The organism is Reichenbachiella sp. 5M10, assembly GCF_002742335.1.
GTDB lineage: Bacteria > Bacteroidota > Bacteroidia > Cytophagales > Cyclobacteriaceae > Reichenbachiella.
Window position 1 is genome coordinate 50,076 of sequence record NZ_MDGR01000007.1, and the last position, 14,569, is coordinate 64,644.

Sequence of the window (14,569 nt, forward strand, 5' to 3'; positions counted from 1 at the left end):
TATAAGGTATACCTCGTTTTCATCCGTGGCAAATGTCTCTTTGTAGCGCCCTGATTTGCCCACGTATAGTACTCATGGTTTGGAACCCGCTAAGATGGCATCCAAAGCACGTTGGTCGTAGACTGTGTTGGTGACTCTGTCAAACAGTGCGGAACTCAGGTCACCTTTGTTTCCGGCATCCCAGTAGAAAGGGATCATGCCGTTGGCCTTGGCTTGTCGTGTCACGTATTCGAGGTAGTGAGCTCGAGAGGCGAGGTGCAAGTCCAAATTGTCCCCGGTCAGGCTCAGTCGCTGTACCACGGCGTATTCGCCCATGATCATGGGAATTCCTTTGTCGAAAAACTGTGTTTTCATCAAAGCCATCAGGCGATCTACATCTGCCTCTTCTCCCCACGTCGCATTGCGATCTACATCTGTAGTAGAGTGGAAGTTAGCTCCCCAGTAGTAGAACATCTTGCCCCAACTGGCATCCTCACCCATGAGGCAATATTGGAAAGGGGTGTAGTAGTGTACCTCGACCATCATTTTGTCAGCGATCTCGTCGGTTGGGAGGGTAGACATGAGGTTGTGGGTTTTTTCGACATCTGTGGAAGGTCCCTGTACGATCAGCACACGGTGACTGTTTTTTCCTCCAGTGGCGCGCACAGCGTCTACAAATGTTTGGTGGTAGCTGTCTAGGATAGCCATTTGCTCAGCATCCTCTACGTTGGGTTCGTTGGTACCGGCGAAGATCAAGTGCTCGTCAAAATCGCGGAGGTGGGTAGCGATTTGCTCCCATAGCGCTTTTTGTTTGGCATTGTTGGCTATTTGATATTCGGGCGTGATGTTGTTTTCGAGCCACCCTCCGTCCCAGTGGATGTTGAGGACGGTATACATGTCGTTATCCACGCAGTATTGTACGACCTCCTTCACTCGGTTGAGCCAATCCTCCGAAATTTTGGCCGTGGCCTGGTTTTCGATGTACTGATCCCATGCACAGGGGATTCGGATGGCGTTGAATCCATTTTGTTTGACAAGTTGGATGAGCTCTTCGGTGACTTGGGGATTGCCCCAAGCGGTCTCGCTACCGATGGCCTCTAGGGTGTTTCCGATGTTCCATCCGATGGTCATCTTGTCGTAGAGTTGCATGGCTGTACTGCCCATGCCGCTGGCGTCTGGCGCGAGTGGGTTGGTGTTGTAGTCAGGGTATCCTTGAGTTTGAGAGACGGTGATTTGGCTCGTCTGAGCTCCCTCGGCACTGAGGAGGAGTGTCGTGCTGCGGGCCTCAGATAGCTCGCTGCTTGCGACTACTGTGACCGTAGTGGTTCCTATGCCGCCACTGCTTGGGGTGATGTTGAGCCAGTCCGCGTCCGATTGGAGTGTCCAAGCTTCGGCCTCCGAGCTAATCTCGATATTCTGAGAGTTAGCGAAATCACCCAAGTCTATGGAAGTAGTATTTGCGCTCAGCGCATGGAGATAGTCCGAGATCAACTGGGAAATAGAGACATGGACAGGGTCAGCATCACCAGCCGTGACAATCAAGTCTTCGGTTTTCGGTTCCAAAGTTTTACCCTCAACTGTCAGCGTGATTTTGGCTTTATTGCCAATCCCTCCGTCACTAGAGAGTGTGAGCCAGTCCGCATGGTACTCAAGTTGCCATTCTCCGGCATTGGTTTCAATCTGGATATTTCTACTGCCCCCCTCCAGCGGGAATTCTACTTCGGTAGGGGTGACGGATAGGGTGTGTGATTCTTCTTGGTTGCATGCCGTCATCGTCAGCATGACTAGTAGGGATAGTAAATAGCCTTTCATCTTTCTTATATCTATATCTGCTTGTTCAAGTCGAACAATGATAGAGGGATAAGGAAGAAGTGCTTTTGCAAAAGCGGTAAAAGGCTTTGCAAAAAATGCGGGAGGGGGATGGTATGACTCGCTTCGGGGTAACTTATGTACAGTCTCGGTATTCACTAGGACTTTGTCCTACTTCATTTTTGAAGACTCGGTTAAAGTGACTCTGGTTGTTGAACCCGACTTTGTAGGCGACTTCTCCAATGTTGAGCCTTGTACTGGAGAGCAACCTTTGTGATTCCTTGATTCGAATGCGGTTGATATAGCTTTTGAAATTGCAGTTGAATTGCTCTTTGATGGTTTGGGTGATTTTGCGTGGCGAGATCCCGGTCTCCTTGGCGACTGACTCAATGCTCAGCTGGCTGTCTTGAAAGTGCATATTGATGTAATCAATAAAGCTTTCAATGGGTTGTTTTTTGTCCAGCTGGAGTGCTTGATATTGGACAGTGATGGAGGTGTTTTTCGCATGGTAGGCTTTGGTCAAAAAGATGACTAGAAAGAGCAGCAGGCAAGAAATAGGATAAATCAAGGCTAGTTTGGTATATAGAGGGGCATTGTCACGCGTCAACTGGATACTGTGGATCTTTAGTGTCATTGGCTGGACTATGTGAGGGGTGTAGGCTGTCCCAATATTGAGGTGGAGAGTTTGGTCCAAGGCTGGTCTTAGGTTTTCTTTCATAGGGATGCTGTGGAGTTCTTTCCACCAGTCAGGCAACAAAAAATCATCTATCGGTAGGTGGTAGCTTGTTGTCTTTTCGGATATACTGACAAAGGTGTGGAAAGGAGCTTCGGGTTCTGACATCAGCGGAGTGAAGATGGAAAGTCCTAATTTATCGATCCCTTCCCCTTGCACACGAAACAGCAGCTCGTTGTAGTAGGAAACATCGATTGGCTGCTGAGATTTGGGAGCCAATGTGATGCCGATGTAGGGGCTTTGAAACTGGTCATTGAGTTTGAAATCTACCTGGATCAGGGAGTCATTCACTTGGAAACCGAGGATTGTAGAGTTTCCCTCATTGGCACGATCCGTATAGGTGTGGTATTCAAATTCCCGATTAGGAAAAACGCTTAAGTCTGGCTGGATCTCATAGTACAAGGTGAATACGAGCAAAGAGCATAGGAGCAGGAGAATGGGAAGCAAGAACCCCGTGCTACGGATAGTTTGGACAAACATGCTTTTTGATGCTACACTCATGGGCAAACCTCTAGGGATTGAGACTCAATGATACGTCATTTTCAAGATTTGTTTTTTCTTTTGTCCTCTTCTTTAGAAATTTGATTTTTGAATCTAAAATTTCACATCTGAAATATGTCAGGACATAGCAAGTGGTCAACGATCAAAAGAAAGAAGGGAGCATTGGATGCCAAACGAGGGAAGATTTTTTCTCGAATCAGCAAGGAAATTACCATAGCGGTCAAAGAAGGGAATAGTGGTGATCTGGAGGCTAACCCTCGATTGAGACTTGCTGTGCAAAATGCCAAAGGGGCCAATATGCCCAAGGACAATGTCGAGCGTGCCATCAAAAAGGGACTCGGAGGAGATGCAGAATCGTACTTGGCACAGACCTTTGAGGGGTACGGTGCTGGTGGAGTAGCTGTTTTTGTAGAGTGCTTGACGGACAACCAAAAACGCACGGTACAAGACGTGAGAGCGGCATTTAGCAAATACGATGGATCGCTCGGGACCAACGGTTCACTGGAGTTTATTTTTGACCGCAAAGGAGTATTTGAATTGCCTGTGCCAGAAGGGTTAGATCTGGAGGAGTTTGAATGGGAAATCATCGATGCAGGTGCAGAGGATGTGGTGATTCAGGAGGATTTTATCACAGTGACGAGTGCTATGGAGGATTTTGGTGGGCTCAACAAGAGGTTCGAAGAGTTGAGTTTGGAGTTGGAAAATGCTGAACTTCAGCGGATACCCAACACAACCAAGACATTGGATGATGAGGGGTTCAAACGAGTGATGAAGTTAATCGATGTGCTTGAAGACAACGACGATGTGCAAAAAGTGTGGCACAATCTCGAGATGGGCGAAGGGCAAGAGGGACTGCTACAGTAAACAAATTTAGAAAGCTGTTGGGTAAACAGTGATTCCTTTGACATCTTACAGTATTAAAACTAACCTATGCATAGAGTTTGGCTGATAGCCTTTGTATTACTGAATGTGTCCACTTTGGTTTGGGCACAGAAACCAGTAGAGGTGTCGAAGGACACCGTGCCAGGAGTGAAAACGACCAAGTTTGAGGTGCTCAATCATAAGGCAGAGGTATTGTTTCAATACATGCCTTTCCCGATTTTGTCGTATTCGCAGGAGACAGGCCAGGTGTTTGGGTTGGTCAAGTACAACATGATCAACCTCGTCAAGTCTGATACCGTCAGTGCCGCATCGAACTTCAGCGCGCTGGTTTCTGCTTCGACTGAGGGGCAGTTCAAATTCGTCATCAATAGCAAGACCTATCTCAAACAGGATCGAATCGTGACTCAAAGTGAAGCGAGTTACATTAACTTCCCTCAAAATGTACGTGGTATTGGCAATGACGTAATGACAGACGACCCCACAGAGGTCGTGACCATTAGTTTGAATTTCATCAATTCAGCGCTTTTTGCTATCAAGGACGAAAAGACATTTTATGTAGGAGTGGATCAGTATTTTCGGAATTACACTAAAGTAGAGGCAGACTCTAATTCGTTTCTTGTAGAGGATGAGGTGGCAGGCTATCAAGGCGGGAGAGTGTCAGGGTTCGGTCCTGCGATGATCTATGACACAAGAGACCATCGGTACAACCCACAGACTGGGCACTATTTGGAGTCTAGTTACAAGGTGTTTGGGAGCTTCTTTGGCAGTGATTTCAAGTATACTGCGTTCAAGGTAGATTATCGTCAATTCATCAACCCCTGGCATCAGCATGTGATTGCTTTTCAGTTTCGAACCAATGTCAGTACGGGAGATGTGCCTTTTTTTACCATGAGTCAAATGGGTGGATCAAGTCACATGAGGGGCTATTATCAAGGAGCTATTCGAGACAAGGCGATTGTGGATACTCAGGTAGAGTACCGGATGCCAATTTGGAAAATGATCGGAGTAGTGGCTTTTGCCAGTGCAGGTCGTGTGGCCCCCAATCTAGGCGCCATGGCATTGGATGGCTTATGGTATGGAGGAGGAGCAGGATTGCGTATCATGGTAGATCGAAAAAATAGAGCCAATCTTCGCTTGGACTATGGCTTGGGAGAAGAAGGGGCAAGTGCCTTTGTGATAGGTTTTACCGAAGCGTTTTAGGGAGAATAACTTTCTTTGGCTAACTTTCAGTTGTATTTTATCTCGAAAAAAAATGATCATGAAAAACCACCTTGGGAGCCTGCTTATAATTGCTCTTTTCTCTTTGTCGCTGTCTCTTTCCACCACTACTCTTGCTCAAGATAGAAGCCAACAACAAGCTGCAGATACACTGACGAGTGAGAGCCCAGGAGTGTCGAAGTTTGATGCCTTCAACAAAAAAGCTGAGGTACTGTTTCAGTTCATTCCGTTCCCGATTTATTCGTATTCGCAAGAGACGGGACAAGTTTACGGTTTGGTCAAGTACAACCTGATCAATATCGTCAGGGGGGATACTGTCAGTACCGCGTCAAGTTTTAGTGCGTTAGCATCTGCTTCTTCAGTAGGTCAAATCAAATTTGTGCTCGGTAGCAGAGTGTATCTGAATGAAGACCGGGTAGTCCTTCAAGGCGAGGCAAGTTATATCGATTTTCCACAGTTTTTCTTGGGGATTGGCAATGACGTGACTCGCGCTGGACTCGAGGAGATCTCTACCAAGAGTCTGAATTTTGTCAATTCCGCTCTATTTACTATCAACGAACCCAAGACGGTGTATGTTGGAGTGGCGCAAGAGTTTAGAGATTATTATGAAGTAGAGAAGGATAGTAGCAGCTACCTGGTGCAAAACGAAGTGCCGGGGTATGAAGGTGGGGCTATCTCAGGTGTAGGTCCTGCGGTCATCTATGATACTCGTGACCACCGATACAACAGCCGAACGGGGAGTTATGTCATGTCGAGTTACAAGTACTTCGGGGGCTATCTGGGAAGCGATTTTGATTATGGCTCGTTTACTTTGGATATGCGAAAGTTCATCAATCCATGGTACGAGCATGTGATTGGGTTTCAGGCCTACACACAGCTCAATACTGGAGAAGTACCCTTTTATTCGTTGGCTCTACTTGGAGGGTCAGAGCGTATGAGAGGCTACTACGAAGGAGCTATTCGAGACAAGGCCATTGCCGATGTACAGGTAGAATACCGTATGCCGATATGGAAGATTTTTGGGATTGTGGCTTTCGCAGGAGCGGGACGTGTAGCACCAGATTATAAAAGCATGACTCTGGACGATCTTTGGTACAGTGGGGGCGCGGGTCTGCGTATCATGGTAGATAGTAAAAATCGCGCTAATCTTCGGCTTGATTTCGGTTGGGGAGAGCAAAATGCCAAGGCATTCGTGGTTGGTTTTACCGAATCATTCTAAAACTCGAGTCTGGAATGGTGTTTAAGAGGATAGTGATTTATGCCACAGTCTGGGCTGTTTCTTTTTCCGATGAATGCTTCGTAACGATGAAACGCTTTTGACTTTCCAGTCATAGTGTCAGTCTCAATTTGGCGATTGAGGTTTTTCGATAGGGTATAAAAAAACCCTGACTACTGCCAGGGTTTCAATATTGTTTGTCTCTTGAGAGAACCTTATCCAATCTTGGCGATCAAATCAGCAGCTCTGTTAGAGTATCCTGCTTCGTTATCGTACCAAGACGCAACTTTCACCATTTTTCCGTTGGCAGAAGTGATACCTGCATCGAATATAGATGAGTGTGGATCACCTACGATGTCAGAAGATACGATAGGATCTTCAGTGTATTTCAAGATACCTTTCATTGGACCTTCAGCAGCAGCTTTCATTGCGGCATTGATTTCTTCTACAGTTACTTCTCTAGATAGTGTAGCTACTAGGTCAGTAATAGATCCTGTAGGAGTTGGTACTCTCATAGAGTTACCGTCCAATTTACCGTTCAGTTCTGGTAGAACCAATCCTACAGCTTTAGCAGCTCCAGTAGAAGTAGGTACCATGTTGATAGCAGCAGCTCTAGATCTTCTCAAGTCAGCGTGAGGAGCATCTTGCAATCTTTGATCCGCAGTGTATGCGTGGATTGTAGTGATGAAGCCTTGCTCTAGACCGAAGTTGTCGTGCAATACTTTCGCGATAGGAGCGAGACAGTTGGTAGTACAAGATGCATTTGACATGATTGTTTCCTCACCAGTCAATGTGTCTTCATTTACTCCCAATACAACTGTAGGGATGTTCCCTTTAGCAGGAGCGGAGATGACAACTTTCTTCGCACCAGCAGTCAAATGCTTTCCAGCACCCGCTTCATCTACGAATCTACCTGTAGATTCTAGTACCACGTCGATTCCCAATTTACCCCATGGCAATTGAGCTGGATCCATCTCAGCAGTGATACCGATTTTCTTCCCGTTGACAATGATTCCATCTGCAGCAGCTTCAACTGTCCCGTCGAATTTACCTTGAGTCGAATCATACTTCAACAAGTGAGCAAGAGTCTTAGTATCTGTAAGGTCGTTGATCGCAACAACTTCTACATTCTCTTTCTTCAATAATGCTTGGAACGCCAACCTTCCGATTCGTCCAAATCCGTTGATAGCAACTTTAATCATTGATCAATTATTTAGTGTTTGAAATTTTTTGGCAAATCTAATAGAGTGAACCACTAAATCAAACATTTATGCTTAAAGCATACGTTATTGTTTTGTGATTTCAATCAGTAAACCTTATGATACGTTGAATAGTTCCAAAAGAATGAGGTATTTTATTGAGGGTATTTAAAAAATAGAGAAGGGCGCGTCTGTTTACACCCAATTTTGTAATTTTTGGATGTGTTTGTCGATGAGTGGTGAGACGGAATTGTTGATCTTCGTGTTGCAAACACGGATTAAATTTATAGCGTATGTCAGAAATGAAAAGAATACTAACAGTGACTGCTCTACTGGTAGGGATGAGTGGTGTCGCATTCGGACAAGCTTCTATCGTTGGCCGTTGGAAAACCATCGATGACGAAACGGGCAAACCCAAATCAGTGGTGGAGATATATGAGGTAGAGGGCAAATACTTCGGTAAAGTGCTCAAGCTCTTTAGAGGAGAGGGTGAAGACCCTGATCCTGTCTGTAAAGAGTGTGATCCTCAGGATGATCGATATCAGCAGCGAGTCATTGGGATGGATATCATTCGTGATCTAGAGCAAGATGGAGATGAGTTCGAAGACGGTACAATTCTCGATCCAGCCAATGGCAAAGTGTATGATTGTAAATTGTGGATAGAAGATGGGACATTGCAAGTGAGGGGGTACATTGCATTTTTGTACCGCACACAGACATGGAAGAGGCACGAATGAGTCAAGAGTTGGAGACGCGCTATGAGAAGATGTGGGAGGAAAACGTGTGGAATCTAGGACAGGTGGAGGTAGATTCATTCTTGCGTTCTCAAACCGATCGTCGTACCGGGATTACTCTCCGTATACGGCCCTCTGCAGAAGTGTTGAGAAAGGTGGTTGCATTTCAGCGCCTGCTGATGAAGGTCGCGCCAGAGCAATACCACTATCCAGAGGAGTCGATCCATGTCACGGGGCTTTCCATCGTTTCATGTTCTGCAGAGTATGAACGGTTTGATTCCGGACTATTGGCTCAGTATGTTGATTTGATAGACCGAGCAATACAGGGGGTGGACACCTTTGAAATTGCATTCCAAGGAGTGACTTTGGGGAGTGTTGGTGTGCTGATTCAAGGGCATCCAGATGCTGGGTTGGCCGCACTTCGTGAGAGTGTGCGGTCTACGATTCAAGAAGCGGGGGTGTTCCAAACGCTAGATGTACGCTACAAGATTGATTCGGCACACTCGACAATTATGCGTTATCGCCAAGAAATCCAACAAGTGGAAGAACTGAGAGAGTTGCTGACGACACATAGAGCATTGGAGTTTGGCCAAAGTTCGGTGACACACTTAGAGCTAGTGGTTAATGATTGGTATCACTCTCCTGCAAAAACGGACGTCATTTATTCTTTTCAGCTGGACTAGACCTATCACCAAGAGGGAGGGGGGACTTGCCTTGGAAAAGCATGGGTTTTGATTTAAATTGAGGAAATCCACCATTTTTACCCCAAAAGGGTTACATTTTATCTTGTTGTAGTATCTAAATAAAAGCAAGGGCTTTTTAATCCAATGAAGGATCACGAAATATTGGAACGGGTGAGCAGAGGCGATGAGGCAGCTTTGGACTACCTCTATAAGAAGTACTATAAGATGATGACAAGAATCGTCTTGAATAATAGTGGTACGGAAGATGAGGCCAAAGATGTGTTTCAGGATGCTTTGCTTGTGTTTTGGCAGAAAGCGATTTCTGGCAGTTTGGTGTTGACATCCAAGATCAGTACATATATATATAGTATCTGTCTGAACCTATGGAGGAAGGAATTGGATCGAAAAAGCCGCAACTCAGGAGAGATGGTGGAGGAATCGACTTTTCAGGATTATGAAAAATTAGAGAAAGCTCGAATCGTCAATGACTGTATCAACCAACTCGGAGAGACTTGTAGAAAAATATTAACATACCACTATTTTGACGGATTGTCGATGCAGGATATAGCTGAGAAGCTGGATTTTGCTAATACGGATACCGCAAAAACTAAAAAATATAAATGCAAAAAGAAGCTCGACTTGATGATTAAGAGGAATTATACGGCGAGCGATTTTTTAGATTAGTATGTCGATCAAAAGCGAATATAGCGAACAATTAGAAGCGTACTTCAGTGGAGAAATGAAGGGAGCTGACCGACTGGTCTTTGAAGGCAGAGTGGAAAGCGACCCTATGCTCAAGGCTGAGTTTGAACACCAAAGTAGCATCATAGATAGTCTCAAGGCTCAGCGTATTGCAGAGCTCAAAACTAGACTCGACAATGTGGCTGTAGAAACCACCCTCATTGGAACTTTGCTACAAAGCGCGGTTTTTAAGCCTGCTTTGTATGCGGTGACTGGACTAGCGGTAAGTGTAGGGGCGTACATGTATTTTGATGAAGAGACAGCTATGGAGTATCACCTCCAAACTTTGCAGCACAAGAGTGAATACACCATCACTAGTGGTCTTGCTGCACATGATGCGCTAGAGTTGAACTATCGCTATGAATATCAAGAGGTAGTGTTACCTGTGATAGAAAAAATGTCTACTGTACTTGAGGAAACGAAAGTAACAGAAGAAGCTGTAACAAAGGAGATTAGTTTTGAAGTCCCGGAGATTGATGCGGGCTATCAACAGGATGAATTTGTCAGTTGGCCAGTGGTGACCCTAGAGAGTCCACAGCGGATCGATGAAGTTCCCTCTGTTTCCAAAATGGAAAAGATCAACATCCAAACCATCGCTTCTCGTAAGTATAATTTCCATTACCGCATGGAGGACAATCGCTTGTATCTCTATGGCAAGTTTGACGAGTCTCCCTATGAAATCATAGAAATCAACACGCCAGGTGCGAAAAAATTGTTCTTCTATTATGATGGTCAGTTTTATAGCTTGAACAAGGATGCAGCTCTCGTCACTCCACTTGCGAGAATAGAAAACAAAAAGCTCATCAATGAGCTAGACGTGATCAAAAGCAACAATCTGTAGTCAAATCCTTGCCTTATGTTCGAAAAGTCACAGAATTGAAAGTAATTTCAAGGAATGCACCTATTTTTGATTTTTCAGAATGGCGAAGGACAAGAAATATAGAAAAAAGAAGCTAGGGAGTTACCCTTTGGCGAGTGTCGTGTTTAGTGTGACGTTGGCACTTTTTGTAATGGGGCTGTTTGGTCTACTGATCATCACTACTCAAAACCTCACCCAACTCATCCAAGAGAATATAGAGGTGCAGGTGTTTTTGCAAAAGAACCTCAGCGAAAATGAGGTGGTCAAGATTACCAAAATCTTGTCAAGTAAGGATTATGTCAACAAGAAGGCGGGAGTACCGCAGCTCGCATTGATCACGAAGGAAGAAGCGGCAGAGACTTTCATAGCCGAGACCGGGGAGGATTTTGTGGAGTTCTTAGGAGACAACCCTCTGCGAGATGTGATTACGGTCAAAATCAGTCCAGACTTCCAAGCCACAGAAAATTTGGCGGAGATCAAGAAGGAAATTGGATTTATTCGGGGGGTTTATGAAGTGACCTATATTGAGAATCTCGTGCACAGCATCAATAAGAACGTAAAGAAGATTAGCTATGTATTGATTGGCTTCACGGTTATCTTACTCTTTACTGTGGTCATTTTGATTAACAACACCATCAAGCTAGCGCTATTCTCACAGCGTTTCCTTATCCGAAGCATGCAGTTGGTCGGAGCGACGTCCTCTTTTATTCGAAAACCATTTTTGTCGCGAGCGTCTATGTTTGGTCTTACATCTGGAGTGCTCGCCTCAGCGTTATTGTGGGGGCTACTACAGCTGGTGTCAAGCGAAGTAGAAGGAATGATGGAGTTATTGCATTTGGAGCAATTACTCATTCTAGGGGGCTCCTTGCTCTTGGTAGGGCTACTTGTGGGTTTTATGAGTACATTTGCAGCCATCAAAAAATACATGAAAATGTCGCTAGACGAACTATATTGATATGAGCAACAACAAACTAGCATTTTCCAAAATCAACTACATCATCATGATTGTGGGGGTATGTGTTCTTACTTTAGGTTTTTTTATCATGACCTTGGATACAGAGCCGTACGGTTTCGGCTTCCTTGGCTTGACGCTTGGGCCCATAGTGGTGATCTCTGGGTTTGTCATTGAATTTGTCGCTATTCTTTACAAGGCCAAGCCCAACCAATGAGTACATTAGAAGCATTGATCCTTGGAATAATTCAAGGATTGACGGAGTTTTTGCCTGTCAGTAGTAGTGGTCATTTGGAGTTGGGGAGTTATTTTCTCAATGTGCAATCCGAAGACAACTTACTTTTTTCGATATTGGTTCATGGGGCAACTGCACTGAGTACTATTGTTGTTTTCCGAAAGGATATCCTCGAACTAATACAGGGGGTATTGAAGTTTGAATGGAATGAAGAAACGAAGTATGCATCTATGATCGTACTATCTATGGTTCCTGTAGGACTTGTGGGCGTATTGTTCGAAGATCAAGTGGAGGCATTGTTTGGAGGGAAAATTCTATTGGTAGGCTGTATGCTGTTAGTGACAGCTGCTTTGCTTGCCTTTACCTATTTCAATAAAAAGCACGAAGGTTCGGTAACCTTCAAAAGTGCCATCATCATTGGTTTGGCACAAGCTGTGGCGATCCTGCCAGGGATCTCTCGCTCAGGATCGACGATATCGACAGCCCTGCTCTTGGGAGTGAATAAGGAGAAGGCAGCTCGTTTTTCTTTTTTGATGGTATTGCCTCCAATCATTGGTGCGATGCTGCTCAAGACCAAAGATCTGGTCGAAGCACCGGAGTTGGTTACTAACCTGCCGGTTCTTAGTTTGGTAGTAGGCTTTGTAGCCGCTTTTGTTTCTGGCTTGTTGGCTTGTCGGTGGATGTTAGCTATAGTTAAGCGTGGGAAGTTGATCTATTTTGCAATCTATTGTGGAATAGTAGGGTCATTGGCAGTCATTGGAAGTTTGTTGTTTTGAACGAAATAAAGGTATCATCGCTAGATTTTGAAAAGGGAGAGGTCTTCTTGTTGGACAAACCCTACGAATGGACTTCATTTGATGTGGTCAAGAAGGTCCGAAACAAACTAAAAATTAAGAAGGTTGGTCATGCGGGGACGTTGGACCCTTTGGCGACTGGGTTGCTGATCGTATGCGCTGGCAAAGCCACTAAAAAAATCAATGAGTTTCAGGATTTGGGGAAGGAGTATACCGGGACCTTGGTGTTGGGTAAGACAACCCCATCTGTAGATTTAGAGACGGAATTTGATTCTGAAGGTGACTATTCGAAGATCACGGCAGAGCAAATTGAGGCAGAGGCCAAGAAACTGACTGGACCAATCATGCAAGTACCCCCCATATATAGTGCGATCAAGGTGGATGGCCAGCGAGCATACAAGATTGCACGTAGAAAGGAAGAAGCAAAATTAGATCCTAGACCTGTAGTGGTATCGAAGTTTGTAATGGATATATCCAACATGCCAGAGGTCACATTCGAGATTCATTGCTCCAAGGGGACCTACATCAGAAGTCTAGTGAGAGACCTTGGTGAGGCACTAGGTTGTGGTGCATACATGTCTTCGTTGCGTCGTACAGCTATCGGCCAGTACAAAATTGAGGACGCTTATAATTTAGAAGAATTTATCGATAGTTTACAAAGGGATTAGCTTTGTGTCTTTGTTTTTGAACCCCTATTTTCGATGATCATACTTGACGGAATCGATCAGCTCTATGCTATACCTCATGCCATTGTGACCAGTGGTACCTTTGACGGGGTACATGTTGGGCATCAAAAAATCCTAAAGAAGATCGTGAGATTGGCCAAAGAACAAGGGGGTAAAAGTGCTGTATTGACTTTTTGGCCTCATCCACGTTTTGTGCTTTTTCCAGACGATACCTCTCTCAAACTGCTTACAACTTTCGAGGAGAAAGCTGCAATTTTGGAAAAGGTGGGGATTGATTATTTGATAAGAATTGAATTTACAAAGGCATTTTCTCAGTTGAGTTCGGAGCGTTTTATCCAGGACGTATTGGTAGATAAAATTGGGACTAAAAAACTGGTGATAGGGTATGATCACAAGTTTGGGAAAAACAGAGAAGGTAGTTTCGAGTACCTCAAAGAAAACTGTAAACGCTTTCATTTTGAGGTGGAGGAAATTCCTCGGCAGGATATAGAGGATGTGGGAGTGAGTTCTACGAAAATACGCAAGGCATTGTTGGAAGGGGATGTTCATCTGGCACAAGAATTTATGGGTAGACCATATAGCTTGACAGGTACTGTTGTTGCAGGCAAGAGGATTGGGACCGAATTGGGTTTCCCAACAGCCAATCTCAGACTACAGGCGGCTTACAAAGTCGTGCCCAAAGATGGCGTGTATGCTGCTACAGTATCCGTACGTGGAGAAGAAAAGGGAGCCATGCTCAATATTGGCTTTCGGCCAACCGTGGAAGGAGTGAGTCGAGTGATTGAAGCACACCTGTTTGATTTCAAAGAAGATATATATGGAGAAGAAATGACCGTGTCATTCATCAAGCGATTGAGAGATGAACAGCGGTTTGATTCGTTAGAAGCACTCAAAATACAGTTGCTTGAAGATCAAAAGAACAGTTTATCAGCATTAAAAATAGAAGTAAAAAAATGAGAAAATCGAAGATAAGTGTAGATGTAACTCTGGATGAAAATAATGTGCCAGAAAAGATAGAATGGTCAGCGGAGGACAATTTGCAAGGAGCACTCCAAGCTGCAAAGGCTGTATCACTTTCCTTTTGGGATGATGAGAAAAAGGACACGTTGAATCTCGATCTATGGACCAAGGATATGAACACAGACGCCATGAAAATGTTTTATGTCAATATGCTCGGAAGTGCTTCCAATACGCTGCTCAATTCGACAGGTGATGAGTTCATGTCGAGCGAAATTGCCAACCTCTGTGAGAAACTCGTGGAGTATCTCAATCAAAAATAGTATGCAGGCCTACTTTATTCGTGTTTTTCTTTTAAATTAAGGAAGAGAGAAAGAATAGTACAGCAATT

16 protein-coding genes are annotated in these 14,569 nt (G+C 44.6%); 13 read left to right on the forward strand and 3 right to left on the reverse strand.

The window, feature by feature from the left end:
• Positions 1-72: 72 nt before the first annotated feature.
• Both BFP72_RS00280 and BFP72_RS00285 read right to left on the reverse strand, forming a co-directional pair.
• Positions 73-1,791: a cellulase family glycosylhydrolase gene (locus BFP72_RS00280; RefSeq protein WP_221406444.1), complete on the reverse strand. Its 1,719-nt coding sequence runs from the start codon at positions 1,789-1,791 to the stop codon at positions 73-75.
• A 133-nt stretch (positions 1,792-1,924) separates the two neighbouring features.
• Complete coding sequence (locus BFP72_RS00285; protein ID WP_099597196.1) at positions 1,925-3,022, reverse strand: AraC family transcriptional regulator; 1,098 nt, start codon at positions 3,020-3,022, stop codon at positions 1,925-1,927.
• 114 nt (positions 3,023-3,136) lie between these two features.
• On the opposite strand from BFP72_RS00285, the gene BFP72_RS00290 reads away from it, so the two are divergent.
• The 3 genes from BFP72_RS00290 to BFP72_RS00300 all read left to right on the forward strand — a co-directional run bounded on the left by BFP72_RS00290 (position 3,137) and on the right by BFP72_RS00300 (position 6,341).
• Positions 3,137-3,886, forward strand: coding sequence for a YebC/PmpR family DNA-binding transcriptional regulator (locus tag BFP72_RS00290; RefSeq protein WP_099597197.1), 750 nt, complete (start codon positions 3,137-3,139; stop codon positions 3,884-3,886).
• A 66-nt stretch (positions 3,887-3,952) separates the two neighbouring features.
• Entirely contained in the window at positions 3,953-5,104 is a 1,152-nt protein-coding gene (locus tag BFP72_RS00295; protein ID WP_099597198.1) for a BamA/TamA family outer membrane protein, read from the forward strand.
• Between the two features lie 58 nt (positions 5,105-5,162).
• Positions 5,163-6,341, forward strand: coding sequence for a BamA/TamA family outer membrane protein (locus tag BFP72_RS00300; RefSeq protein ID WP_158233209.1), 1,179 nt, complete (start codon positions 5,163-5,165; stop codon positions 6,339-6,341).
• A gap of 212 nt (positions 6,342-6,553) precedes the next feature.
• On the opposite strand, the gene gap is transcribed toward BFP72_RS00300, so the two are convergent.
• Positions 6,554-7,540: a type I glyceraldehyde-3-phosphate dehydrogenase gene (gap, locus tag BFP72_RS00305; RefSeq protein WP_099597200.1), complete on the reverse strand. Its 987-nt coding sequence runs from the start codon at positions 7,538-7,540 to the stop codon at positions 6,554-6,556.
• 299 nt (positions 7,541-7,839) lie between these two features.
• Here gap and BFP72_RS00310 point away from each other — a divergent pair, with 299 nt between their 5' ends.
• The 10 genes from BFP72_RS00310 to gldC all read left to right on the forward strand — a co-directional run bounded on the left by BFP72_RS00310 (position 7,840) and on the right by gldC (position 14,501).
• Positions 7,840-8,274 (forward strand): DUF2147 domain-containing protein, encoded by a 435-nt coding sequence (locus BFP72_RS00310; protein ID WP_099600640.1) that lies wholly within the window; start codon positions 7,840-7,842, stop codon positions 8,272-8,274.
• Positions 8,256-8,954 (forward strand): 2'-5' RNA ligase family protein, encoded by a 699-nt coding sequence (locus BFP72_RS00315; protein WP_099597201.1) that lies wholly within the window; start codon positions 8,256-8,258, stop codon positions 8,952-8,954. The genes BFP72_RS00310 and BFP72_RS00315 overlap by 19 nt, the downstream gene beginning before the upstream one ends.
• Positions 8,955-9,098: 144 nt before the next feature.
• Entirely contained in the window at positions 9,099-9,638 is a 540-nt protein-coding gene (locus tag BFP72_RS00320; RefSeq protein ID WP_099597202.1) for an RNA polymerase sigma factor, read from the forward strand.
• Position 9,639: 1 nt separating this feature from the next.
• The gene (locus BFP72_RS00325) at positions 9,640-10,536 is read left to right on the forward strand and encodes a hypothetical protein (RefSeq protein ID WP_099597203.1); all 897 of its coding nucleotides are present in this window, start codon (positions 9,640-9,642) and stop codon (positions 10,534-10,536) included.
• A 79-nt stretch (positions 10,537-10,615) separates the two neighbouring features.
• Positions 10,616-11,509 carry an ABC transporter permease gene (locus BFP72_RS00330; protein WP_099597204.1) on the forward strand — a complete coding sequence of 298 codons (894 nt, stop codon included), beginning with the start codon at positions 10,616-10,618 and terminating at the stop codon, positions 11,507-11,509.
• A 1-nt stretch (position 11,510) separates the two neighbouring features.
• Positions 11,511-11,723, forward strand: coding sequence for a DUF3098 domain-containing protein (locus tag BFP72_RS00335; protein WP_099597205.1), 213 nt, complete (start codon positions 11,511-11,513; stop codon positions 11,721-11,723).
• A complete protein-coding gene (locus BFP72_RS00340; protein WP_099597206.1) occupies positions 11,720-12,517 on the forward strand; it encodes an undecaprenyl-diphosphate phosphatase in 798 nt (265 codons plus the stop codon). Before BFP72_RS00335 ends, BFP72_RS00340 begins: the two co-directional genes overlap by 4 nt.
• Positions 12,514-13,203: a tRNA pseudouridine(55) synthase TruB gene (truB, locus tag BFP72_RS00345; protein WP_369823999.1), complete on the forward strand. Its 690-nt coding sequence runs from the start codon at positions 12,514-12,516 to the stop codon at positions 13,201-13,203. Before BFP72_RS00340 ends, truB begins: the two co-directional genes overlap by 4 nt.
• A 33-nt stretch (positions 13,204-13,236) precedes the next feature.
• On the forward strand, positions 13,237-14,178 hold the full coding sequence (locus BFP72_RS00350; protein ID WP_099597207.1) for a bifunctional riboflavin kinase/FAD synthetase: 942 nt from the start codon (positions 13,237-13,239) through the stop codon (positions 14,176-14,178).
• Positions 14,175-14,501, forward strand: coding sequence for a gliding motility protein GldC (gene gldC, locus BFP72_RS00355; protein ID WP_099597208.1), 327 nt, complete (start codon positions 14,175-14,177; stop codon positions 14,499-14,501). The genes BFP72_RS00350 and gldC overlap by 4 nt, the downstream gene beginning before the upstream one ends.
• The last annotated feature ends 68 nt before the right edge of the window (positions 14,502-14,569 follow it).

Excerpts from the sequence above, each read along its gene's own strand:
- BFP72_RS00350 (WP_099597207.1), top strand. The coding sequence starts at position 13,237 with ATGATCATACTTGACGGAATCGATCAGCTCTATGCTATACCTCATGCC.
- BFP72_RS00315 (WP_099597201.1), top strand. The coding sequence starts at position 8,256 with ATGGAAGAGGCACGAATGAGTCAAGAGTTGGAGACGCGCTATGAGAAG.
- gap (WP_099597200.1), bottom strand. The coding sequence starts at position 7,540 with ATGATTAAAGTTGCTATCAACGGATTTGGACGAATCGGAAGGTTGGCG.
- BFP72_RS00280 (WP_221406444.1), bottom strand. The coding sequence starts at position 1,791 with ATGAAAGGCTATTTACTATCCCTACTAGTCATGCTGACGATGACGGCA.
- BFP72_RS00285 (WP_099597196.1), bottom strand. The coding sequence starts at position 3,022 with ATGAGTGTAGCATCAAAAAGCATGTTTGTCCAAACTATCCGTAGCACG.
- BFP72_RS00340 (WP_099597206.1), top strand. The coding sequence starts at position 11,720 with ATGAGTACATTAGAAGCATTGATCCTTGGAATAATTCAAGGATTGACG.
- BFP72_RS00295 (WP_099597198.1), top strand. The coding sequence starts at position 3,953 with ATGCATAGAGTTTGGCTGATAGCCTTTGTATTACTGAATGTGTCCACT.
- BFP72_RS00320 (WP_099597202.1), top strand. The coding sequence starts at position 9,099 with ATGAAGGATCACGAAATATTGGAACGGGTGAGCAGAGGCGATGAGGCA.
- BFP72_RS00330 (WP_099597204.1), top strand. The coding sequence starts at position 10,616 with ATGGCGAAGGACAAGAAATATAGAAAAAAGAAGCTAGGGAGTTACCCT.
- gldC (WP_099597208.1), top strand. The coding sequence starts at position 14,175 with ATGAGAAAATCGAAGATAAGTGTAGATGTAACTCTGGATGAAAATAAT.
- BFP72_RS00310 (WP_099600640.1), top strand. The coding sequence starts at position 7,840 with ATGAAAAGAATACTAACAGTGACTGCTCTACTGGTAGGGATGAGTGGT.
- BFP72_RS00300 (WP_158233209.1), top strand. The coding sequence starts at position 5,163 with ATGAAAAACCACCTTGGGAGCCTGCTTATAATTGCTCTTTTCTCTTTG.
- BFP72_RS00290 (WP_099597197.1), top strand. The coding sequence starts at position 3,137 with ATGTCAGGACATAGCAAGTGGTCAACGATCAAAAGAAAGAAGGGAGCA.
- BFP72_RS00325 (WP_099597203.1), top strand. The coding sequence starts at position 9,640 with ATGTCGATCAAAAGCGAATATAGCGAACAATTAGAAGCGTACTTCAGT.
- BFP72_RS00335 (WP_099597205.1), top strand. The coding sequence starts at position 11,511 with ATGAGCAACAACAAACTAGCATTTTCCAAAATCAACTACATCATCATG.